The organism is Litchfieldia sinesaloumensis (genome assembly GCF_900156865.1).
Classification (GTDB): Bacteria; Bacillota; Bacilli; order Bacillales; family Bacillaceae_L; genus Ferdinandcohnia; species Ferdinandcohnia sinesaloumensis.
In genome coordinates, this window is record NZ_LT732529.1 from 3,041,920 (window position 1) to 3,066,125 (window position 24,206).

23 protein-coding genes are annotated in these 24,206 nt (G+C 38.0%); 3 read left to right on the forward strand and 20 right to left on the reverse strand.

Annotation, left to right across the window (positions count from 1 at the left end; genetic code table 11):
• Positions 1-28: 28 nt before the first annotated feature.
• The 6 genes from CZ490_RS15100 to CZ490_RS15125 form a co-directional block, all read right to left on the reverse strand.
• Positions 29-1,300, reverse strand: a complete 1,272-nt coding sequence (locus CZ490_RS15100; protein ID WP_077619665.1) for an ABC transporter substrate-binding protein — start codon at positions 1,298-1,300, stop codon at positions 29-31.
• A 240-nt stretch (positions 1,301-1,540) separates the two neighbouring features.
• Entirely contained in the window at positions 1,541-2,551 is a 1,011-nt protein-coding gene (locus CZ490_RS15105) for a LacI family DNA-binding transcriptional regulator (protein WP_077619666.1), read from the reverse strand.
• A gap of 185 nt (positions 2,552-2,736) precedes the next feature.
• Complete coding sequence (gene mgrA, locus CZ490_RS15110) at positions 2,737-3,726, reverse strand: L-glyceraldehyde 3-phosphate reductase (RefSeq protein ID WP_077619667.1); 990 nt, start codon at positions 3,724-3,726, stop codon at positions 2,737-2,739.
• Between the two features lie 43 nt (positions 3,727-3,769).
• Complete coding sequence (locus tag CZ490_RS15115; RefSeq protein ID WP_077619668.1) at positions 3,770-5,266, reverse strand: methyl-accepting chemotaxis protein; 1,497 nt, start codon at positions 5,264-5,266, stop codon at positions 3,770-3,772.
• Between the two features lie 166 nt (positions 5,267-5,432).
• Positions 5,433-6,170 (reverse strand): DUF4230 domain-containing protein, encoded by a 738-nt coding sequence (locus tag CZ490_RS15120; RefSeq protein ID WP_077619669.1) that lies wholly within the window; start codon positions 6,168-6,170, stop codon positions 5,433-5,435.
• A gap of 440 nt (positions 6,171-6,610) precedes the next feature.
• Complete coding sequence (locus CZ490_RS15125) at positions 6,611-8,110, reverse strand: methyl-accepting chemotaxis protein (RefSeq protein ID WP_077619670.1); 1,500 nt, start codon at positions 8,108-8,110, stop codon at positions 6,611-6,613.
• 244 nt (positions 8,111-8,354) lie between these two features.
• On the opposite strand from CZ490_RS15125, the gene CZ490_RS15130 reads away from it, so the two are divergent.
• Positions 8,355-8,543, forward strand: a complete 189-nt coding sequence (locus CZ490_RS15130) for a Fur-regulated basic protein FbpA (protein WP_077619671.1) — start codon at positions 8,355-8,357, stop codon at positions 8,541-8,543.
• A gap of 30 nt (positions 8,544-8,573) precedes the next feature.
• On the opposite strand, the gene prfB is transcribed toward CZ490_RS15130, so the two are convergent.
• From prfB to CZ490_RS15150, 4 genes are all read right to left on the reverse strand, one after another.
• A protein-coding gene (gene prfB, locus CZ490_RS15135) for a peptide chain release factor 2 (protein WP_142255387.1) occupies positions 8,574-9,675 on the reverse strand; the annotation gives its coding sequence in 2 pieces (ribosomal slippage) (positions 8,574-9,602 and positions 9,604-9,675; 1,101 coding nt in all).
• 338 nt (positions 9,676-10,013) lie between these two features.
• Positions 10,014-12,524 (reverse strand): preprotein translocase subunit SecA, encoded by a 2,511-nt coding sequence (secA, locus tag CZ490_RS15140; RefSeq protein ID WP_077619673.1) that lies wholly within the window; start codon positions 12,522-12,524, stop codon positions 10,014-10,016.
• Between the two features lie 204 nt (positions 12,525-12,728).
• Positions 12,729-13,286 (reverse strand): ribosome hibernation-promoting factor, HPF/YfiA family, encoded by a 558-nt coding sequence (hpf, locus tag CZ490_RS15145; protein WP_077619674.1) that lies wholly within the window; start codon positions 13,284-13,286, stop codon positions 12,729-12,731.
• A gap of 660 nt (positions 13,287-13,946) precedes the next feature.
• A complete protein-coding gene (locus CZ490_RS15150) occupies positions 13,947-14,306 on the reverse strand; it encodes a winged helix-turn-helix transcriptional regulator (protein ID WP_077619675.1) in 360 nt (119 codons plus the stop codon).
• Positions 14,307-14,482: 176 nt separating this feature from the next.
• On the opposite strand from CZ490_RS15150, the gene fdhA reads away from it, so the two are divergent.
• Together fdhA and CZ490_RS15160 are read left to right on the forward strand one after the other, a co-directional pair.
• On the forward strand, positions 14,483-15,697 hold the full coding sequence (fdhA, locus tag CZ490_RS15155; protein WP_077619676.1) for a formaldehyde dehydrogenase, glutathione-independent: 1,215 nt from the start codon (positions 14,483-14,485) through the stop codon (positions 15,695-15,697).
• 31 nt (positions 15,698-15,728) lie between these two features.
• Positions 15,729-16,145, forward strand: a complete 417-nt coding sequence (locus tag CZ490_RS15160) for a GlcG/HbpS family heme-binding protein (RefSeq protein ID WP_077619677.1) — start codon at positions 15,729-15,731, stop codon at positions 16,143-16,145.
• Positions 16,146-16,202: 57 nt separating this feature from the next.
• Here the strand turns inward: CZ490_RS15160 and fliT are convergent, their stop codons facing one another.
• The 10 genes from fliT to CZ490_RS15210 all read right to left on the reverse strand — a co-directional run bounded on the left by fliT (position 16,203) and on the right by CZ490_RS15210 (position 24,175).
• Complete coding sequence (fliT, locus tag CZ490_RS15165; RefSeq protein ID WP_077619678.1) at positions 16,203-16,553, reverse strand: flagellar protein FliT; 351 nt, start codon at positions 16,551-16,553, stop codon at positions 16,203-16,205.
• The gene (gene fliS / locus CZ490_RS15170; RefSeq protein ID WP_077619679.1) at positions 16,553-16,954 is read right to left on the reverse strand and encodes a flagellar export chaperone FliS; all 402 of its coding nucleotides are present in this window, start codon (positions 16,952-16,954) and stop codon (positions 16,553-16,555) included. The genes fliT and fliS overlap by 1 nt, the downstream gene beginning before the upstream one ends.
• A 19-nt stretch (positions 16,955-16,973) precedes the next feature.
• Entirely contained in the window at positions 16,974-19,097 is a 2,124-nt protein-coding gene (gene fliD / locus CZ490_RS15175; protein ID WP_077619680.1) for a flagellar filament capping protein FliD, read from the reverse strand.
• A gap of 15 nt (positions 19,098-19,112) precedes the next feature.
• On the reverse strand, positions 19,113-19,481 hold the full coding sequence (gene flaG, locus CZ490_RS15180) for a flagellar protein FlaG (RefSeq protein ID WP_077619681.1): 369 nt from the start codon (positions 19,479-19,481) through the stop codon (positions 19,113-19,115).
• A gap of 292 nt (positions 19,482-19,773) precedes the next feature.
• Entirely contained in the window at positions 19,774-20,415 is a 642-nt protein-coding gene (locus CZ490_RS15185; RefSeq protein ID WP_077619682.1) for a class I SAM-dependent methyltransferase, read from the reverse strand.
• A gap of 40 nt (positions 20,416-20,455) precedes the next feature.
• Positions 20,456-21,118, reverse strand: coding sequence for an NTP transferase domain-containing protein (locus CZ490_RS15190; protein WP_077619683.1), 663 nt, complete (start codon positions 21,116-21,118; stop codon positions 20,456-20,458).
• Positions 21,091-21,702, reverse strand: coding sequence for an HAD-IB family phosphatase (locus tag CZ490_RS15195; RefSeq protein ID WP_234987244.1), 612 nt, complete (start codon positions 21,700-21,702; stop codon positions 21,091-21,093). The genes CZ490_RS15190 and CZ490_RS15195 overlap by 28 nt, the downstream gene beginning before the upstream one ends.
• Positions 21,703-21,819: 117 nt before the next feature.
• On the reverse strand, positions 21,820-22,581 hold the full coding sequence (locus CZ490_RS15200; RefSeq protein WP_077619685.1) for a methyltransferase domain-containing protein: 762 nt from the start codon (positions 22,579-22,581) through the stop codon (positions 21,820-21,822).
• A gap of 22 nt (positions 22,582-22,603) precedes the next feature.
• Positions 22,604-23,449 (reverse strand): LicD family protein, encoded by an 846-nt coding sequence (locus CZ490_RS15205; protein ID WP_077619686.1) that lies wholly within the window; start codon positions 23,447-23,449, stop codon positions 22,604-22,606.
• 3 nt (positions 23,450-23,452) lie between these two features.
• Positions 23,453-24,175 carry a phosphocholine cytidylyltransferase family protein gene (locus CZ490_RS15210; RefSeq protein ID WP_077619687.1) on the reverse strand — a complete coding sequence of 241 codons (723 nt, stop codon included), beginning with the start codon at positions 24,173-24,175 and terminating at the stop codon, positions 23,453-23,455.
• Positions 24,176-24,206: the final 31 nt, after the last annotated feature.

The window sequence follows — 24,206 nt, forward strand, 5'->3', positions numbered from 1 at the left end:
AAAGAATCCTCTCATTACCTCTAATTTATTATTTCATTCGATTTTCAATATTTTTTCTAGCCTGTTGCATCGCTTCTTCTGCATCTGTACCATTCAAGGCTTCACCTTGTGCTTTTACAATTTCATCACGAGCAATTGGATCATTCTTTGTATAAATAATCGTCGGAATCTTATTCATTTCGTCAGCTAGGAAACGCCAGATTTTCTGATTTCCGAAAAATGACTCTTCAGCATCAAATAATTCAGATTCAAACACTGGTGCATAGGTAGGGAATAAGCCACCCTCCATTGCGATTTCTTGTGCTTCAACACTTGTCGTAAACCATGATAAGAAATCATACGTTTCTTGAATCTTGTTACCTGTGGATGGAATAACAAATGAGCTACCACCTTGAACAGATGAACGTGAACCATTTTCTTCATGTGCAGGTAACGGCATTAAGCCCCACTTACCGTCTGTTTCAGGTGCTTGTTGTTTAATCGTACCAACTAACCAACCGCCAGCAACTACGGATGCCGTTTCTGAATTCGCAATTGATGTTACCCATGCATCCCAACCAGTTACACCTAATAGCGCGTCTTTTTCATGTAAACCTTTCAGTACTTCAAGAGCATTGACAGACGCTTCACTACCAACGATTAATTGATTATCTTCGTCATAATACCCTTCACCTTGTTGATTTAAAATGATGGTGTACACGTTCGCATCTGCTTGGTCAAAGCTAAGCATTGCTGTACCAGTTGCTTCTTTCATTTTGCCTCCAGCTTCAACAAAGTCTTCCCATGTTTGAAGATCTTCTGGATTAATTCCTGCTTCTTCATATAAATCTGTACGATAGAAGATTGCTGCAGGACCTGTATCGAAAGGCATTGCATAGATATTGCCATCTTTTGAAACAGCATCTATTTTAAAATCTGGGAAATCACCCTTAAAATCGTCATAGCCAAGCTCGCTTAGGTTCGCAAACGCATTCGGAAATGCTTCTAATTTCCCTTGAAGCTCATCATCTGTTTGGAGTAGTCCATCTGGTAGACCTTTTCCTCCAGCTTGTAAACCAGTTGTTGTTTTACTCTTAATGTCTTGTCCACCTGTTTCAATAATTTCTACTTTAAAATCAGGATTGTCTTCTTTATAGATTTCTGCTGCTTTTTCTAAAACTGGAACGTTGATATTATTGGCCCAGATGGTAATAACATCATCACTTGAACCTGATCCACCTTCACTACCCGAAGAACCACAAGCAGTAAGTAAGGATAATAATAAAAGACCTAAAATCACTAAACCGAATTTGTTTTTCATAAAAATCGCTTCCCCTTTTAGTAATTTGTTTACTAATAAAATAATATCACCTTTAACTAAACATGTAAACGTTTAATTATATATTTTTTACTAAAAATTAGTTGTGTTTTTACTAATTAACTACACTTTTTCCTTTTTTTTACAAGATATATCCCTAGATTTCACCGGTTTCACATGTAGTACGCCTTTAAACGAAGGAGATACACAATTGAATGAAATAAAAAAAGCGAGCATTTTTGCTCACTTTTTGTCATTGATAGGTGGTGTACTTTTTCGAAAAATGGGTTTTCCTTGTAAATACACTGTTTTCGCGGTTGTTCTATTTTTTGTTAACCTTTCCTCTACCAAATCCAAACCTGTCTCACAAAGGGTAGGAATATCAATATGGAAGGTTGTTAATGGTGGGGATACGTATTTTGTAACACTGATATTATTTATACTAAAGAATGCAACTCGTTGCGGTATGGGAATTTGCATCTCATTAAATGCTTGTAACGCACCAATCGCAAGAGGATCTGTCGCAACACAAAAGGCTTCTGGGAGATCATCGCCCATTTCCTCAATCACCTTCAATGCAGCTTTATAGCCATTTTTCACCGTACTAGCAGGAACGATTAAGATGTCCTCTTCTCTTAATTTATTACGTTCGCGTTGATACTCTCTAAATGTAACCTCTCTTAACTGAGGGATAGGTTCATTTGTCTCAACATCATAATCCTGCGCACCAATAAATCCAATGCGGTTATAGCCTATCCCTTCAAAAAATTGAATCATATATTCAGTCATTAGCTTTAAATCTGGCACAACTGCATCAAGATTATGAGGGTCTCTTCTCGTATTTAAGAAAACGCCGTGGGGGGTGATTTCTTCTAAGTATTTTATTTCTCGATCCGTTAATTTTCCAATCGCAATAAACGCAGTTGTATTCTTATCTACCTTTTCGATTCCATCATTTATATGATAACGAACCAATTCTATTTTTCGCTCTTTTGCTTGCTTTTCAAGCTCAGTTCGAATCCCCTTAAAAAATACATCTTCTAATTCTTCTTCATTCGAAATCCAATATAGGAAGGCGATATTGTTTAACTGCGTAATTCCTTGTCTCTTTTTATAGCCCAACGTTTCCGCAACGGATTTTATTTTCTCTCTCGTTTCTTCACTAACAGATAAATTCGCATCATTATTCAGTACTCTTGAAACGGTCGCAATTGAAAAGCCAGACTTCTGGGCTATATCACGAATCGTAGCCATATTTTCTCATCCCTTCTGTCTTTCCTCTATCTATATAGTATACAGAAACTATCTTAAAGTAAACATTTTTAGTAAACATTTTTATCTTATCCATCTGATATATTAGTATCCATAAATATAAAAGAGGAGCAGCCAACGTGCAAGCTACTCCTCTTTCATTATGCGCTTTACTAGTATAGCTAGATTTATTTTAAAATATCCTCGATTTTCGTTAATTCGTCTTCAGAAAACGAGAGATTTTGAATGGCTGCAACACTGTCTTCGACTTGGCTCACCTTGCTTGCACCAACTAATGCAGAGGTTACGCGTCCCTCTCGTAGAACCCATGATAACGCCATTTGCGCGAGACTTTGTCCTCTCTCTTTTGCAAGTTCGTTTAACTGTTCAATTTTACCTAAAACATCCTCTGTGATTTGTTCCTTTTTAAGGAATGTATTTTCCTTAGACGCTCGTGAATCACTTGGAATACCACCAAGGTATTTATTTGTTAATAAACCTTGAGCCATCGGTGAAAATACAATCGACCCTACACCATTTTCGCTCAACACATCCTGTAAACCGTCTTCTATCCAGCGGTCAAACATTGAATATCTTGGTTGGTGAATCAGAAGTGGTGTCCCGAGCTCTTTTAATATACGTACAGCTTCTTTTGTTTGTTCAGGATTATAGTTTGAAATCCCGACATACAGTGCTTTTCCTTGTTTTACGATATGGTCAAGCGCACCCATAGTTTCCTCAAGCGGTGTATTTGGGTCTGGACGATGCGAATAAAAAATATCTACATAGTCTAAGTTCATTCGTTTTAAGCTTTGATCAAGACTTGAGACTAAGTATTTGCGTGAACCCCAATCCCCATACGGCCCTTCCCACATATAGTAACCAGCCTTTGTGGAAATCACCATTTCGTCGCGATACGGCGCAAAATCTGCCTTGATCATTTTCCCAAACATTTCTTCAGCACTACCAGGTGGTGGACCGTAATTATTGGCGAGGTCAAAATGAGTAACGCCTAAATCGAATGCTCTTCTTAAAATATTTCGGCCGTTCTCGAACGAATCGACGGCTCCAAAATTATGCCATAACCCTAACGATATCGCCGGTAATAATAAACCTGAATTCCCAACACGATTATATTTCATTTCTTGATAACGACCTGCATTAGCTTGATAGACCATGATATTCCCCTTTCTAATAGGCCGGGACAATAGATTCGTCCCATTACTTTTCTTTGAAGATTTCCATTAGTTCGGTTGTAGCGTCATCTGTGTTTTGAACATAGGAGACGAGATGCCTCATTTGGTTGTTTTGGTTTTCGATTGAAGCAGTGATTTCTTCAAGTGACGCTGTCGTTTCTTCGATAATTGCAGCAAACTCACTGACTGATGTCTCAATTGAAACAGACGAATTACCGATCTCGTTTGATATTTTTTCGAAATGCTTAACAGCTTCATTCAATTCAGAAACGGTATCATCAATTACTGTGAAGACGCCCTTCGTATCATTCGTCAGCTTCACACTTTCTTCCATTTTCACCGCATTTTCTGCCATTTGTTTCTGCGTTAATGTTGTACTTTCGTTAACCTCTTTTAGATTTTCAGAGATGAGGTTCGCTGTATTTGAGGTAACCTCAGAAAGCTTACGAATCTCAGATGCAACAACCGCAAATCCTCTACCACTATCACCTGCACGAGCCGCTTCAATTGACGCATTCAATGCTAATAAGTTCGTTTGTGATGCGATTTCCTGTATGCGGTCCGTAAATCCATTTGTCTCATTGATTTTCTCAACTAATAGATTCATAGTTTCAGACATCGAGTGAACGGAATCCTGGAAGTCAGTGATTTTTGAAAGTAGTTCAGAAATCGTTTCATTTCCATTGTCAGCCGCTTCATTTGCATTTTCCGTTTGAACCCCAAGGTGGTTCGAGCCTTTTACAAGTTCCTTCACTACCCGGTTTAGATCCTCGATAGATTCAGTAATCGTAGCTGCAGCTTCATTTTGCGTATTCATTCCGGCGGAGATTTCAGAAACGGCAATCGTCATCTCGTTAAAGGAATGCATTTGCTCCTCACCTTGGGTGCGGATGTTGGTTATGTTCTTGCTGATCGTTTGCGAACTTGTCTCAAGCTGAACCGCATGCTGTTTTCTCATTTCTAAGAGATGTTCAGTATGCATATGTGTCGCTTGAATATCCTTTGTCAAACGACTTGTCACCAGACTTTGGAAAAACAGCGTTGCAACGATCACGGTGAAAATCAGATAAAAGATGACCGTTTCTTTTGAGGTATACCCAAATTGCGGACCTTTTGTGATAAAAAATAGGACCGTTAACACAATCGCACAGGCTACACCAAAAATTAGCGTCTCACGCTTGTTATAAATTGCAACCGCTGTCATTAGGTACAAGGGTAATAAGATAATTGGTGCTGATTGCGAACTAAACATAATGAGGAATATAACCACCGCAATCCCTACCACCGCAATATAAGGTGTTATGTTTAATAATAGATTCCTATAAATAAGAAAAAATAAAATTGAGAGAAAGCCCAAACCACCGATACCTATCGTCAGTATCATTTGAAGTGGTTGTCCAATTGAAATCTCTACTACCACTGCGAGAAGAACCGAAATGAGTGAAACAATGCTCACTAACTTATTCTTCCGAATCAAATCCGCTCTTTTTAACTCATCAATTGATAAAACCTTTTCGTCCATTAGGTTCTCCCCCAAATTTTTAATCTAACTATATTTTACATTTTTTCTAATAATATGAACAGAGGTTCAGATGAAAAAATAGATTCAAACAAACGATTGTTTAGACAGTTAGCCTTACTAGCACAAGGGATTTAATTTTCAATCAATCGTTTGTTTGGAATGAGACTTATTTAAACGTTAAGTTTACGGTATAGCCTAAATTATTAAAAAAGCCCGCTAGTACTTTTTCTGCGTTTTTCTCAGCTGTTACTAATAGTCCCATTTCTTTTGCTTCTTCCCGAATTTTCTCCTGAGCTTCTGCCGCTAAGTCAAAGCCTTCATCCCACTTCAACTCACCACGAAAAATACCTTCATCTGAAAATGTGACTAACTTGTCCATCTGAATTGCCGGGTCTTGGATAAGGTCAGCATGCGGGAGAAAAATGTCTAGCACTTTTTCCTTCTCATTCACTTTGATATCGTCCTCGGTGATTCCTTGTAAGTCAACACCGGCGATCACTGTGGCTGGAACAATTAATAAGATTTCTCTCTTTGTGCCTGGGAGATTAAATCTTATATCATTTCCAAACAATTTATTATCTTCTTCCTTGATGTCTACACTCACCCGGGCTTCAGCTGTTGCGAGTGTCGCTAGCTCCTTGATATCCTCAACAAAAAGTGTAGTCTCTTTCTTAAACGTATTTCCAGACAGGAGCCAAACACTACCTGCTGAAACTGCAACAAGAAGGACGGCAACTAGGAGAATTCGTAGACCCCACATTTTAAACACAAATGAAAACAATGACCCAGATGTGTTGCGGCCTCTTTGCCCAACAACAGCAGTAGCTGCACTTTCTTCATTTGCTGATTTAAGTTCTTTTAAAATCGCCTCTAACTGTGCAACTGTTTCATCTTTTTTCTTCATGAAAATTAACCTCCTTTTGATAGATTGCTAGTTTTTAAACATGGAATGATAAAAGCTACACCAAAACAGGGGTGTAGCCAAACGAAAAATGGCAAAATGACTTCGCCAAAACCTGTGCTATTTATACTATTTTTTACAAATTTCGTATAAGACTATTTTATCATGGTCAATTTTAACTGTCACTCTTTGAATTTGTGAGGTTTGAGGTTACATTAGCATTTCGGGTGGTTCAGGAAAGTGGATTAACGTCCTTCGGTGTTTCACCCTACTTTCTTGATTCAATCAAACGTTTGTTTAGCCTTTTAACCCTACAGCACCAAGGGTTTTGGATTTCAAACAAGCGTTTGTTTGAACTGAATTTTGCGGGTCAAACAAACGCTTGTTTGAGGGCTATGTTCGCAAAAAAAGAGCGACTCACCATGTAGCCGCTCTAGTAAACTCTATTCTTTTTCTTTAAAAATCTGTGTTAATTCTTCGGTTGCCTCGTCTGTGTTTTTAACATACGAAACGAGGTGCTGCATTTGAGAGTTTTGTGTTTCAAGTGATGCTGATATTTCTTCTAGAGATGCGGATGATTCCTCAATAATCGCAGCCAGCTCACCGACAGATGTCTCAATTGAAACAGATGAATTTCCAATAAGACCCGCCACTTTTTCAAAATGCTTAACTGCTTCATTTAATTCAGAAACGGTTTGATCGATTGCCGTAAAGACAGATTTGGTGTCTTTTGTATACTGGACACTCTCATCCATTTTTTGTGCATTTTCAGTCATCTGGTGCTGTGTAATTGTGGTCCGGTTATTTACTTCCTTTAGATTTTCAGAAATAAGGTTTGCAGTATTTGAAGTCACTTCTGATAGTTTACGAATTTCACTTGCCACTACTGCAAAGCCCTTACCACTTTCACCTGCACGGGCAGCTTCAATCGATGCATTCAATGCAAGTAGATTCGTTTGTGAAGCAATTTCTTGGATACGATTCGTAAACGTATTTGTCTCATTAATTTTCTCAACCAATTGATTCATGGTGTCAGACATAGATTTGACGGAGGCTTGGAAATTTGTAATTGTAACCAATAATTGATCGATTGTATCATTTCCATTATCAGCCGCTTGATTTGCACTTTCGGTCTGATTGCTTAGGTGAGTTGATCCCTGCACAAGCTCCTGAATGGACTTGTTGAGTTCTTCAATCGCTTCAGTGATGGTCATGGCTGCTTCATTTTGAGTATTCATTCCAGTTGCAATCTCAGACACGGCAATCGTCATCTCATTAAAGGAATGCATTTGTTCCTCGCCCTGACGACGGATATTGGTGATATTTTCTCCAATCGTGTACGTGCTCGTTTCTAGTTGAACGGCCTGTTGTTGACGCGTGTGTAACAGATCTTCTGTTTTTGTATGATAGTCCAAAATACCTCGAGACAAACGTGTTGTAACAATGGACTGGAAAAGCAATGTAGTCACAACAATCGCAAATATCATGTAAAATGCAATGATGATTTCAGGTGTATAGTTCAGCATGTCATGATGTGTTATAAAATAAATGATGCTCAATAAAACAGAACAAACAACACTAAAAAGTAAGATAAAACGATCACTATAGATTGCAGCTGTTGTAATTACGTACACCGGCAAGAGTAAGACTGGCGCTGACGGTGATGCAGACATCACCGCATAAAGTAGGACCGTAAGTCCAACAATTGCAATGTACGACGTTTGTTTTATAAGTATTTTTTTATAGATAAGTAGACAAAGCACGGCTAAAAAGGCAAAACCTCCAAAGATAATCGTCAAAATGACTTCAATGGGCTGCTTAATAGCAATATCTATTGTAGTTGCTAAAAGGACGGAGATAAGCGTCACAATTGCGACTAGCTTATTTTTCCTCAAAATATCCTCTCTAATTAAATCTTCCATACCAAATGCTGTTTCTTTCATGATGATGTTCCTCCAATATAGTTATACACTTTTATAACTTTACTACTATTTCGCGAATGTTAATACTGGGTATAAAAGGAAATTTTCAGTTCAAAAGTTTAATATTCATTACAAATATCTCTTCATATTAAAAAAGGTTAACAATTTGTTAAGAGTTGGTAATTGCAGATAATGTGACAAATTTTTAGAGTATGCTTACCTATAATGACACCGTAGGACTTTTTCAAGAAGAGAGGTGATAAAAATGGGAGAGCTTCTTCGCCACGCTGTTCAGTTTAAAAAGAAAGAAATCATTAACATCCTAATTAAACAAGGCATTTATAAAAAGGATAATAAGCATCTTTATGAACTGACATTGAGTGAACTTGAAAATGAATATAAAGTTTATCTGAACACAAGTCAGAAGGATGATCACGTTCTTAAAATAAACTAAAGGGGCAACCCGCAGGCTGCCCCTCACATATTAATTCAACTTCGATCTTAGATACGCATCAATAAATAGGTCAATTTCGCCATCCATGACACTTCCAGTATTCCCTACCTCTACACTTGTACGATGGTCTTTGACCATGGAATATGGGTGGAAAACGTAGGAACGGATTTGGCTTCCCCAACCGATTTCTTTTTGCTCACCGCGGATTTCATCAAGTTCAGCTTGTTGCTTTTCAATTTCTAATTGATACAACTTCGACTTTAACATTTTCATTGCCTGTTCGCGGTTTTTGATTTGGGAACGTTCCGTTTGACACGTTACAACTGTATTTGTTGGCAAGTGAGTAATACGAACAGCTGAGTCAGTCGTATTGATATGCTGACCCCCTGCACCACTTGCTCGGTACGTATCGATTTTTAAATCTTCACTTCGTATGTCAATTTCGATGTCATCGTTAAACTCTGGCATAACCTCACAAGAAACAAATGACGTGTGACGACGACCTGATGAATCAAACGGCGAAATACGAACTAAACGGTGTACTCCTTTTTCAGCCTTCAAATACCCATAGGCATTGTGGCCTTTAATTAATAGAGTAACACTCTTAATTCCAGCTTCGTCACCAGGTAGATAATCCATTGTCTCAACCTTGAAGCCCTTTTTCTCAGCCCAACGTGTGTACATACGAAGAAGCATTGAGCCCCAATCCTGTGACTCTGTGCCACCCGCTCCAGGGTGAAGCTCTAAAATCGCATTATTTTTATCATGTGGCTCGCTTAATAAAAGCTGTAACTCAAATTCGTTTAAACGCTTTGAAAGCTCTTGAATCTCTTCATCAAGTTCAGCTTGCAAATCTTCGTCTGGCTCTTCCTTTACGAGCTGGTACGTTAACTCTAGATTTTCATAAGAATCATTCAAGCTCACAAATTCATTTACCTGATCCTTCAATGCATTTCCTTCGTTGATTACCGTTTGCGCAGCATTTTGATCGTTCCAAAAGTCTGGCATTGACATGATTTCGTCAAGCTCGGTAATACGCGCTTGTTTGGCCTCTAAGTCAAAGAGACCCCCTGAAACCCGCTAATTTCTTAGCCATTTTATCTAGTTCATGCTTAATCTCTACTAATTCCATACCTATTTTCCTCCAAGATGTTTGTCTATAGATTTCTACTTTATTATCTTACTCATTTTTTTGTTAGATAATGAAATTTAAAAATACTATACTTAGTTTTCAATGTCTAGCTCCAGGTGCCATCGGCTCGAGGTCACAAGCCAATCCCTTCGGAAGGCAAGAGGCGCCTTCTGTCAGTGCTTGTCTTGTGCTTGACTTGCACAGGACGTGCTGACATCGACGTTCGCCACAGGACGTGGCGGTCGTTAGTCGATGTTCCTCTTTTCTAGATTAGTCCCGTTTTTTTCGAAAGAAAAGGTGAGAGCGGACTCTCACCTCTTACCTATATTGTACTGCCCTTATTTCCCGTGGCAGTTTTTGAATTTTTTACCGCTGCCGCAGTAGCATGGGTCGTTACGGCCGATGTCAACTGATTTTGTGACTGGACGCTTTTTAGGCTTTTCTTCGCCGCCTTCTTTTGGTTGGACAGCTTGGCCTTTCGCGACTTCTTCACGTTGTAGGTTGTTGCGGATTTGCGCCTTCATAACAAACTTCGCCACATCGTCTTCAATAGAAGCAATCATGTTTTCAAACATCGCAAAGCCTTCGAATTGATATTCGCGAAGTGGATCGGTTTGACCGTAGGCACGTAAATGGATACCTTGACGAAGCTGATCCATTTGGTCAATATGGTCCATCCACTTGCTATCCACAGAACGAAGCACAACCACACGCTCAAATTCACGCATTTGTTCTGGCTCAATTTGTGCCTCTTTTTCATCATAGCGCTGTTTAATCTTTTCAAGAATAAGCTCTGATATTTCTTCAGGCTCTTTACCACGAAGGTCGTTCTCAGAAATGTCACCCTCATTTAGAAGGTTCGCATTCACATAATCAACGATTCCTTTGTAGTTCCAGTCTTCCTCAACCTCATCCTTAGGTGTATGAGCATTAACAACCCGCTCTAGTGAAGACTTAATCATATTTTCGACAACATCACGAAGGTTCTCGGAATCAAGGACTTCGAAACGTTGCTTATAAATAACCTCACGTTGCTGACGAAGCACATCGTCATATTGTAAAAGTTGTTTACGTGCGTCAAAGTTATTACCCTCAACACGTTTTTGAGCAGATTCAACGGCTCTGGAGACCATTTTACTTTGAATTGGCTGGGAATCGTCCATGCCAAGGCGCTCCATCATATTTTTCATATTGTCAGAACCGAAACGACGCATCAGTTCATCTTCCATTGAAAGATAGAACTGTGTCACACCTGGGTCTCCTTGACGACCAGAACGTCCACGAAGCTGGTTGTCAATACGACGGCTCTCATGGCGCTCTGTACCAATAACCGCAAGTCCACCGACTTCCTTAACACCTTCGCCTAGCTTGATGTCAGTACCACGACCAGCCATGTTTGTTGCAATCGTAACAGCACCCTGTTGTCCAGCATTTTCAATAATTTCTGCCTCACGCGCATGGTTTTTCGCGTTCAAGACATTATGCTTAATTCCTTTTTTCGTTAGGAACTTTGAAATGATTTCAGATGTTTCAATCGCAACCGTACCCACTAAGACAGGTTGTCCCTTCGCGTTACGCTCTGCAATATCTTCTGCTACTGCACGGAACTTACCTTCGATGGATTTATAAATTAAATCCGGACGGTCATCACGAGCAATCGGACGGTTCGTCGGAATTACAACAACATTCATATTGTAAATATTGCGGAATTCCTCTTCCTCAGTCTTCGCCGTACCTGTCATACCAGAAAGCTTCTCGTACATACGGAAGTAGTTCTGGAACGTAATGGTCGCAAGCGTCATACTTTCATTCTGAATTTCCACGCCTTCCTTCGCCTCAATCGCTTGGTGAAGGCCTTCACTATAACGACGACCTTTCATCAGACGACCAGTGAATTGGTCAACGATGACGATTTGGTCTTCTTCAACGACATAGTCAATGTCACGATGCATACTTGCATTCGCTTTTAATGCTTGATTGATATGGTGAATCAACGTCACATTTCCAATATCAAAGAGGTTCTCAATGCCAAATACTCGCTCAGCCTTTGAGATCCCTTCTTCCGTCAATTGAACACCTTTTGTTTTTTCATCATAGGTGTAATCTTCTTCTTTTTTAAGAGTGTTCACAAATCCATTTGCTTGAATATAAAGTGCCGCTGATTTTTGAGCAGAACCAGAAATAATTAATGGTGTACGCGCCTCATCAATTAAGATCGAGTCAACCTCGTCAATTACAGCAAAATAAAGCGGACGCTGTACCATTTGTTCCTTATAAAGGACCATGTTATCACGCAGATAGTCGAAACCAAATTCATTGTTCGTACCGTAAGTCACATCAGCGCGGTATGCTTCAATTTTTTCTTCACGAGACATTGAGTTTAGGTTCAACCCAACAGAAAGGCCTAGAAACTCATAAAGCTGACCCATCTCGTGCGCATCACGACTTGCTAAGTATTCGTTGACTGTGACAACGTGAACACCTTTACCAGTGATCGCATTCAAATAAACAGGCATCGTGGAAGTTAAAGTTTTACCTTCCCCTGTTTTCATCTCAGAAATATTTCCTTCATGAAGGGCGATTCCCCCCATGAGCTGCACGCGGTACGGATGGAGACCCAACACACGTTTAGCACCCTCGCGAACAACAGCGAAAGCTTCAACTAGTATGTCATCCAGTTTCTCACCTTTTTGATATCGTTCCTTGAACTCTTCGGTTTTGTTGCGAAGGGCTTCATCAGAAAGCTTTTCCATCTGAGGATGAAGTGCCTCAATTTTATCAGCAAGTGATTCTAAGCGCTTAAGTGTGCGTTTGTTTGGATCAAAAACCTTATTTAAAATTCCAAGCATTATGTACGCTCCTCTATCGTAAATTCGTATATTATGTAAATTAGTATATCTTACATTTTACCACTAAATAGGACAAGGGTAAAATATTATCGGGTTTCGTGATTTGAGTGGATTCGACAAATAAAAGGACACGGCTCATAAAACTAGACAAACATGAAAAAGAGGCAGCCTGAAGATTCAGACTGCACTCTAGTCATTTTTTATTTAACTTGGTTCAATAATCCCGTATTTACCGTCCTTACGGCGATACACGACATTGGTTGTGTTCGTTTCAGCATTTGTGAAAACGAAGAAGTTGTGACCAAGCATGTTCATTTGTAAAATGGCTTCTTCACTGTCCATCGGTTTCAAATCAAAACGCTTTGTACGAACTAACTCGTAATCTTCATCCTCAATATCTTGAACAGCAGTTGCTGTTGTAGCACCACCGTTAGCAAACATTGTTTTAGTAGAACCTTTTTCACGTAGCTTTCGGTTGACTTTCGTTTTATGCTTGCGGATTTGACGCTCAAGCTTTTCGCCTACAAGGTCAATCGCAGCATACATATCTTCATTAGACTCCTCTGCACGAAGCACGAGCTGTGGCATTGGAATCGTAACTTCTATTTTTTGATCCTTTGCATTATTTACTTTTAAGTTAACATTTACGTTTGCATCTGGAGTGCCGTCGAAATAGCGTTCAAGCTTACCTAACTTCTTCTCAACATACTCCCGTAAAGCTGGAGTTACCTCAATGTTTTCACCACGAACGTTGTAATTCATACATGAACTCCTCCTTTTAACTCGACTAGCAAGTGCCAGTCTCTGCTAATGCATTGGACACAGCCAAGACCCTTTTTAGGGTATCCAACCTGTGTAACAATATAACCCTGTTTAATTTAAGGTTATATGTACTAATTCTACACACACCTCCCCAATTCCTGCTTTTTCTTTAAGGAAATATGAAGAAATTGTGAATTTGTAAACAAGTGAATAAGGTACGGTTTGGTCAAAAGGACAGGTTTGGTGCCCTACCAAAACTAGATTCTCTTATTCAAGTTCGATCCGCTAATTGTAAATTTGTAAACAATATGTGTAGGTGTAGAAATATATGCATGTCTATGGTGAGTTATGAATGGTTCTTGTGTGGATTCTAAGATGAGATTTGCTTTGAAGAATTCTTCATTAGTAGTATGTCCATAATTTGGGTTTTTAAGTAAAGATATTTAAAGGTTGTTGTTATTTCACAGGGGTATGATTTCCGCTCCTGGCACTCGCTTTCCGCGGGCGATCTGCAAGCCTCCTCGCTCGTACCTCGCTGTGGGGTCTCGCTTAGCTCGCTATTCCCGCAGGAGTCTCGTGCCATGCGCTCCAATCATCAGAGGTGACAATTGTAGAAGCCATTTCAAAATCAATAAAGTTTCCTAAGACAGCCGAAAGTTCCTATTTTGTGAAGGATGTTAGATTTTGCTTTCCCCAATCATACATCATTAACACAATTGGCATTAAGCTTTGACCTAGTTCGGTTAATGAATACTCCACTCGTGGAGGCACCTCCGGGAATACCTTCCGGTGAACAACACCGTCTTCCTCTAATTCTCTAACCTGGGTTGTTAGCACCTTATGAGTGATTTTGGGAAATAGCTTTTTAATTTCACTAAAACGTAAAGTACCCTCTGTTCCAAGAAAATAAATAATGGTAATTTTCCATTTGCCACTTATGATGGATAGCGTCAATTCCTTTTCACAATTAAATTCGCCATTCTCAAGCTTCTTCCGTACTTCCCGCCTTAAATCATCCATGTACAACTAAGCCCTCCCTTGGTCAATAGTATCCTTTAGGTAATCTTCTCACAAAATAGTGCGTTCTTCCAAAGAAAAGGTTTATTTTTTAGAATAAAAGTAAGATAGAAAAATTTCAAAAAAGTCTATCGAAACACAGGTCTCATATTTAAGGTACATGATTGGAGGAAGGAAGAATGGCAGGAAACAGAGCTGTAGTGTACAAAGGTCCAGGACGTGTAGGTATTGAGGATATTAGCTATCCAGACTTAATTCTCAGAGACGGACCAGGAGTGAATCCATTAAATGTCGGTCGTAAATGTGAACATGGTGTCATTTTAAAAGTCATTACAACGAATATTTGTGGTAGTGACCAGCACATGGTTCGTGGTAGGACAACGGCTCCTGAAGGACTTGTTCTCGGTCATGAGATTACAGGTGAGGTCATTGAAGTCGGACGCGACGTCGAATTTATTAAAAAAGGAGACCTAGTATCCGTTCCATTTAACATTGCATGTGGCCGTTGCCGAAGCTGTAAAGAACAAAACACTCATATTTGTGAAAATGTGAACCCAGATCGTCCTGGCTCTGCATACGGATATGTAGACATGGGAGGCTGGGTTGGTGGTCAATCCGAGTATGTCATGGTGCCTTACGCAGACTTTCAATTGTTGAAATTTCCAGACAAAGATCAAGCATTAGAAAAGATTCTAGATTTAACGATGCTTTCTGATATTTTTCCAACAGGTTACCACGGGGCGGTGAGTGCTGGTGTGAAACCTGGTTCGACCGTATATGTCGCAGGCGCGGGTCCAGTCGGCTTAGCTGCCGCCCACTCTGCTCAACTTCTAGGAGCCTCTGTTGTAATCGTTGGTGACTTAAATAGTGAACGACTTGCACAAGCTCGGAGCTTCGGCTGTGAGACTGTCAATCTTAGAGAACATCCCGATTTAGGGGAGCAAATCGAGCAGATTTTAGGAATTCCTGAAGTTGATTGTGCCATTGACTGTGTCGGCTTTGAAGCTCACGGTCATGGTGCTGGGGTAGGTGAAGCACCCGCTACTGTACTAAACTCGATTATGGAGGTTACACGTGCAGGAGGACGCCTAGGTATTCCAGGACTATATGTAACAGGTGACCCAGGTGCAGTTGATGCAGACGCGAAAATCGGTACTCTGAAGGTTCGTTTAGGACTTGGATGGGCTAAAGCTCATACATTTGTGACGGGGCAAACACCAGTCATGCAATATCACCGTGACTTAATGATGGCAATTCTAAGTGGAAGAGCGCAAATTGCAAAAGCCGTGAATGCAACATTAATTTCCTTAGATCAAGCCCCAGCGGCATATGCTGAATTCGATCAAGGAGCATCCAAGAAGTTTGTCATTGACCCTCATGGAATACTTAGATAAATAAAACGAAAAAATAAGGAGGCTTATTTATATGAGTAAAATCACATTAGATATAGCGAAAAAAGTGATAGCAGGTGCGGAAGAAGAAGCAAATAAAATTGGAGTTGCCATGGTGATTTCGGTTGTCGATGAAGGTGGAAACCTGATTGCGACTCACCGTATGGATGATGCATGGTTAGCAAGCATCGATATTGCACAAAACAAGGCGTGGACATCCGTAGCCTTAAAAATGCCTTCAGCAAACTTAGCTGATGCAACAGTTCCTGCAGCTGACCTATATGGCTTGAACACGACTAATAACGGACGCCTTGTCGTGTTCGGTGGCGGGATCCCTCTAGTTGTTGATGGAAAAGTAGTAGGGGCAGTTGGAGTGAGTGGAAGTACTGTTCCTCATGATGTACAGGTGGCAGAGGCTGGTGTTGGGGCGTTTAATCGTTTAGAGCTATAAAACTAAAAGAAAGCAGCGAGTGGAAATACATTACGTGTTTCACTCGCTGCCCTTTTGTTACTTCTTCTTATCAAAAAACATCCCATCAGCCGGGGCTGATTGATAAGGATTGATGTATTTCGTTGACGTTGTCTTACGCTTTTTCTGGTTCGCGATGTCCTGTTGAATCTCCTTTTTGAGAGTTTCCATTTGATCATCGATGAATGTGTTCATTCGGACAATTTCAGCGCCAAGTTTTCGTTCTTCGTCTGTGAAAGGAGCCTTCACTTTAGGGAGTAACTCCTCTCGTTCATCGAGGAGACTCGTAACTTTTTCAATAACCTCATCACGATTCTCCTGTTGAATAGACTCAGATAACAAGCTGTGTAGCTCCTTTGTAATGCGGTACATGCTGATGACCGGATTCACTAGATTTGTCCACCTTGGCCGTGTTGACGCTGGCGATTTTGTTGGATGACTTGCTTCCATGTGTCGCGGAAGTCAGTAACAAGTCCTTCTACCTCATCTAAGATAGCTACATCATTTTTAAGATTCGCTTCCATCAGACGACGGTTCATATAGTCATACATCGCCATCATGTTTTTGGATACGTCCACATCCATGTTTAACGTAACCATGAACTCACGGACAATATTTTGCGCTTTTTGCAGATTTATATTTTTGACTTCTATATTATTTTCCTCAATCGCTTGGCGACCAAGTTTAATGAATTTAATACACCCATTATAGAGCATTAACGTAAGCTCACCTGGTGACGCTGTTGTAACTGAGTTTGATTGATATGCTTGATATGGATTTCCGATTGCCATTTACGTTACACTCCTTATATTAACTGAAAAAGTTTTGCATTAAGTATGCAGATTGTTGGTTTGCTCGTGAAATTGCTTTTTCCATAGCAGTGAATTGACGCCAGTAGCGGTCTTCAATTTTAATGAGACGATCTTCGAAGCGGTCGATACTATCATCGATTCTATCTAGATTTTTCCCAATCGTATACTGTTGTGAGGTCCAAGTATTTTTACCCGCTCTTTCATTAACCTTGTCCATTGTGGCTGTTAAGCTATCATACAAACGGTTCACGAGTCCTTTTTCGGCATAAGTACTTCCTTCTGCTGCAAAGAGTTTTTCTACCGCATCCGGATCCGTTTCAATCGCTTCTTTAAGTTTTGCCTTATCAATCTCAAGCTTTCCACGATCTAAGTAATTAGCAGTGGTTTTTATCCCAATGCTCGCAAGTTGATTGAAGGTTGAGTCGGTTGAAAGATTAGTAACAGGAGTATACAAATCCATTCGAAATTGATTTAAACCGCTTGATAGGGTAGAATCGCGACGAATTAAACCACTCTTTGCCTTTTCCTCCCAAAGTTCGGCTTCTCTATCAGATAAAGCTTCACGTTCCTCACTTGATAGTGGCTGATAACTACGGAAGCGCTCTTCATTCAATTTCTCATTGATTTTTTGAATCGTTTCATTATATTTTTCAACAAAGTTTACGATATTATCGACCACTGTATCTGTATTTGTTGTGACCCCAACAGTCACAGGTGCATCGTTCTTAGATGGGTCTGTTGAATCGAAGGTATCCTTTAATGTAAAGCTTACACCATTAATCGTAAAACTATTTGATAGACGTTGAGTTTCAAGGCCATTAATGACAAACTTCGCGTTTTCCCCACCTTTTTCATCAACATCTACAATTTCACCATTGCTATTTGTTGTTTGAAAACGTAATACGTTATTTAAAAAGTCTCCGAAAACCTTGATTTCCGCACCAGCTTTGTTAAAGTCCCCTGTTTTGGAACGGGTCAGGGTTACCTGCCCAGTATAATCATCATAGAATGCGTTCACACCAACAGTTGAACTACTAATACGGTTTATAATACTCGTAAAAGAGCTTGAACCTTCCACCGAAAATTTCTCCTTAACCGCTTCTCCATTTTCGTTATATGTTTCGAGTCCAAATGAAAAATAGTTTTGTTTGTAGTCCGCCTTGATTTTATCTCCTTCTTCTAATGACTCTGAAAATGTGAGCTTGCCAGTTTCAAGATCCATGAGAACATGTCCTGCTTTATCAGACATCCCTTCCCATTCACTAGCCGAGGTAATAACTGTATATCCTGTTTCACCGCCATCTTTAGATGTTACCTTAACCGACATCCCATCTGTCGAAAGAGAACTCTTTGAAAGCTGAAAAGTAGTATTAGGATTAGCAGCGGTGTCGGAAGGTTTTGGTACAGTGATTTCTTGTGTATAGCTCTCGATAAAATAATCAACCGAAACCTTGCTTCCTTTGGCCAGAGTTTCAGAAAATGTAAGAGTACCGTCTGAAGCTAAATGGACACTATTTTTTACATTAGGGTCATCAACTGGAAATGCATCAGTATACACTGTATAGGATTTTCCGTTTACTTTAACTTGCATATTTTTAATTGATTCTGCATCTACTTTAATATTTGTTTTACTAATCGCTACTTGATTTGTAGGATCAGCGATAGTTTTTGTTTCTTTTGCAAGTCCACCTTGCTTCCAGTCAAAACTTGTATTTTTAAAAGTATCCTGCTGACTCCAAATACTAGCATTCGTATTCAGCTTCTGCCCATCATTTGTAATACTTCCGGCATTCACCTTTGTTGCTGCTGTTGCAAGCTGTTCTACTTTAGAAAGGGTATAGGATACATTTCCGGCCGCAGCACTTGCAGTTGCTGTTACTTTACTATCATTTGAAATAGTTGTATTCTTCGCACGATACGTAGAAGAAAGTTTCATATTGAATGATAAGTCCCGTAACGAAAGTAGTAGAGAATTCATACTACGGTAATCATCACGTTGCCATTCCAGAATCTGCTTTTGTCGATTCAGTTTATTGAGTGGAATTCTTTCGGCCTTCATCAAATCTTTTACAATACTATCGATATCCATTCCACTTGCTAATCCACCAATTCGCATATTCATTGGTGCTCACCGCCTTTAAATCTTTTTATCTACGACAAATCCTAAAAACTCCGTCATCGCAGCATAAATATCTAGAATTTTCTTAGATGGAATTTCACGTACAACTTCATGCGTCTCATTGTTTACAATGGTCACGTAGTATTCATTCAGTTCATCATGTAATTCAAACTTTAAAGAAGTATTGTTCGACCCTAAAAATTCATTTAAGCTGTTGATAACCTGTTGGACATTCTCTTTTAGGTCAAGTTTTTCATTTTGATTCACAATCTGTTGTGGGATTATTACATTATCCCCTTTGATTACATTTACATATGTTTTTTTTTGTTGGATATAGTCTGTGTTGAAGTTCGTCGCTGTATTAGAAGAGATTTTATCTAAGGACATTTTGATTCCTCCTAAAAACAAACGGGTCTTTAATATTTATATCGGAGGCGAGATTAATATCTTAATATGCTGGAGTGATTTTTTGAGGAAAGATGGAATAAGGATTGAGGAATCACGATACATTGGGGAAATAATTAGGTATCACGTACCCTAATTATTTCCAGACTTACACACAATCGCATATTTAGTTAAATTGACTATTAGCAAACATACGATAGAGTTACAATTTAAAGCCTAACTAAATACATTTGTATCATAATAAACCAGTATGTTTATTTTCAATAATAAGAAATTAATATGATTTCTTTTTTGCAACAAAAGCATAGTAATGTGTATTTTCCCATGGATTTAATCTCTCGGGATAAATATCTATTATATTTGGTTCAAATCCAGATTGTCTTAATAATTTATCATCCCTCACAACATGCCTATAGATTGCGTGATACCAATCGCCAATCTGTTCAGAATATTTATCTACAATAACATCTTTATTTATACCAGAGGCATGTTTTACAATAATAACTCCATTGTTTTTTAGCATACTAAAACAATTTTTGTAAATTTTCTTTACATCCTCATCATCAAAATAATTCATAATACCAAATAGTAAAATAACGTTATATTTGCTATCATCATTAAACTCTGTTAACTCAGATTCAACAGTTTCAACTTTTGGAGAATTAGTACAGTACTCTAAAAATGCTTTTTGCTTATCAACTGCCTTAATATAGAAAACTTTAGGCTCTAAAAGATTGGTTATTCTTCCTGGTCCGCACCCCAAATCAAGTACTGTTGATGATGAATCTATATATTTATCTATTAAAGCTATATCAAACTGAATTGTGTCATCTTCCTTATAATGTGTTGCAATATTTGGGTTTGATATTTCAGTTCTTCTCTCAAAAAAGCTATCTATCTTTTCTTTATCTAACATTACTTCCCCTCCAATTTCAGCTCAACATCATTACTTGATATTATATTTTTACAGTTGAAGTCAAGTTACCTTTGACCCAATTTATTGCTGCATAATAATCTGAAGGAGTGTCTATTTCTTGACAACGGACCGGAACGGCTTTTATTGGTAGGTGTGGTTCTAAAACATGATATACATGTCTAGTTCCCGTCTTTAGCTTTTCAGAATTTATTTGCACAAGCCCAGACCATTCATACTCTCCGCTTTCACGTGAAAATTCAGTTACCAATTCACCAATTTTATTTCGGGTAATATTTACCAATACGGGATCTTCTGTGGTAGGTATACAGTATCCAATACACTCATCCTTTGAATCTAAAAATAATTGAAAATCGTCTGGGTGTATTAATAAATCACCATCTAGGGAAATTACTAATCCCTTTGCATATTTGGCTCCGAGTGATAGACTGGCAGCGGTCCCAGTAGTTAAATAATCATGATTAAAGACAAAGGTTACGTTTTTCCTTATTTTTAATACTTGCTCTATAACTTGAGAAGATTGATAGCCTACTACTATTCGAACATCACTTACTTCCCTAAGCATTTCCAACTGCCATTCAATAAGAGTCTTTCCTTCAACCTCAATTAATGCTTTCGTTATCCCAAGTCCTAATCGTGAACCTACCCCAGCACAGTTTATAACAACTGTCTTAGAAACCGACATAATTCGTCCTCCTCATAGATAGCATGACTAGCACAAGCCAATACTGAATTCGCAGGAGAGTGTACACCACCATAAGCTAATCCAATAGTTGCTTCTTTAATCATTTCCGCATCGTTATGTCCTTCTCCAATTGCAACAATTTTTCCAGTAAACTTTTTTACGATACGTCCCTTTTCAAGGACCTCAGTCACTTTTGTAATTAAACCATTATCTACTTCTGCTTTAGATGTATAACTTTTAACTCCTATCTTTCTACAAAGAGGGTTTACCCAAACATCTAAATTACCAGTCACAATATAGCAGTTTTCTCTATTTTCCTCAATAAACTGAATTATTTTTTCATTAAGCGGTACATTAGTGATAATTTCCTGAACCAATTCTATGGGAATTGCTTTTAACAATTCCACTCGTTTTAAAAAGCTTTCATGAAATGGTATAATTCCCCTTATAGTATCTTCTGTTAACTTTTGAATTTCATCATATAGCCCTACCTCTTTAGCTAAAACAGGCAATATTTCTTTCTTTGTTATAGTGCCATCAAGATCGAATAAATATCTCCATTCGTTACTCATTTCTTCCCCCATAATTGGTTAATTTGTATCAAATAAATTCGAATTTGCTTGTCTATAGTTCTCCAATCATAGAGAATAATAAATTCTACAAAGAGTAAAAACTTATTAACGACAAATTGTAGTTACTTCTCATTTTGTTTTCCTCTGCAATATAAAAAACCATTGTTTCGTTTCCTTTTGAGCTTTAATATCCTCATAAAAAAACTCTTCACTCACCTTTAACTCAAAGCCTTTTTTTAAAAAAACATTAAAAATTTCGAGGTATTCTTCTTCAGTTCTGTATATTGCACTGTACTCACTTTCTAGGTTTTCAGAATAAAATTTATCTAAAGTTAATCTTTTATCTAGAGCAATTGGCTCTGATATATATAGGATACATTCGTCATCAAACAATTCGATAAGTTTACCAAGTGACTCCTCTAACTCATCATCATTTACGTACATCAGTACTCCACCTGATATAACAAAACGATTAAACTTTTTTCTAATAGGCAATTTATCAATATAATAGGTTAAATCTTGTATTGAGGAGTGAATAAAAAATGTTTTATCTTTCTTCACAATGTCAGACCGATATTTTATTATGTCAATGAACTCCTTAACATAATCATTACCAACATAACTATTTACTTTAGGAGTAATATATTTAGATATGCGGCCAGTCCCACATCCAACTTCAAGTACATTACTCTCGCTATCTAAATGTAACAGTGGTATACGATTTTTTAACTCAAAGCTAGTCCATGCTTCAATTTTATCTTTATCTTTGTCACCGCATAATACTACTGGTGCATCTATATCAATAGAGACCTTATCCAAAGCTCTTTTTTTATAGAATTCTTTTATACTGTTATGATCAATATGAATGTTTTTCGAAAAAATTCTTTTCATCAATTATTCCTCTTTGATTTCCCTATTTGTTCAAACTCAATTTCTGTCCATCCAAAAATTTGATACTCGAAGCATAACAATGGCCATGTCTTTTTTCTACTGCTGGCAATGTCATATAGTCACCATAGACCATAGACAAAATTTCATCATATCCTATAGGTGCCCGAAAGGCATGTCCTTCATACTGAACCCATATTGCCTTAGAATACCATTCTTGCTTATAAATTTGACCAAAGGTATTATGACTTACTAGAAAACTCGACTCCTTTTTGTTGTCAAATTTAGCAAAGTACTCAAAAATTAGTATAGGAACCTTTCGTGGTATAAAAGATAACACTTTATACAATACTTTTCCAAATAAACTTCTTGCATTCTTTTTTCCAACTTGTGACCACAATATTTTTCTGCAAACTTTACAGATAAACACAAGTAAAGCTTGTTTAAACTTATTCGAAGTTATATTATCTAACGGTAGAATGTCTAAAAATATACCATCATTTTGTTTAATGTGTTCTTGTCCAGCACGTATATAGGATGTATTTTTTAATCTTAATTTCCCATAAACCCAATTATAATTAATATCAGTTTTCTGACTTTGCCAAAAAAATCTTGAAGTATCCAATTCACTTTTACATACTTCAGTAAATTTTTCGTAGTCTTTTCTAAGCATTTGAATATCTATGTCATCATCCCAGGGTATAAAACCATTATGCCTTATTGCTCCAATCAGTGTTCCATAAGATAAAAAGTATTGAATATCATACCTTTTACATATTCTATCTACTTCTAAAAGTAATATTAATAAATCAGCATGTAATTTTTTTAGTTGTTCTTCGTTAAGTTTTATATAATCTATACCTTGCTTCATAACCTAACCTCTATTTGTTATCTGTTCTTTATTTTCAGTTACATGTGCTAATATTCGTTCATAATCATCAAAATAATCTATTTCCGCCCAAAACTTTCCTTCTATATCTAATGTATCTATCCTCTTTTCCTCTACAAGTGAATATAATACATTCTCCCACCATAGTTGATGTTGCTGGTCTTGTATTAAGTCTTCTAATTTATTACGAAACTCTTCAATAAAGTTATTACTGATTTTTCCAACCCCAACATATTCACAACTGCGTTCAATTAGTGGTAAATCTTTTCCGAATTTTGTAATAAATCCATTTTCTAATTTGAGAAAATAATCACCAATAGTTGTTCTTGTTGTGTCTACCAACAAAGCACAATCCTTTGTAGTTTTTATAGTTAAGTCAAGTAAATCCTCTTCGAAATAAACATCCCCGTTCATAATAATTACATCTTCAGTAAGTTCCCCCCTAGCAAACCAGAGAGAAGCAATACTATTAGTTATGTTATAAAAAGGATTGTAATAATACGTAATATCCAGACCTTCTAATGCATGATAAATCTTATCATCACGATATCCAACACAGACTACTGGCTTTATATCCCTTTCTAATAACATTAAAACGGTTCTTCTGAGTAAAGGAATGCCATCTATAGATAAGATACTTTTTGGAATATCTTCAATCATTCTTGAGATTCTCGTTCCTTTACCAGCTGCTAGTAAGATGGCTTTCATTTTGAACTCCTTCTTTTGATAGTAACTATAA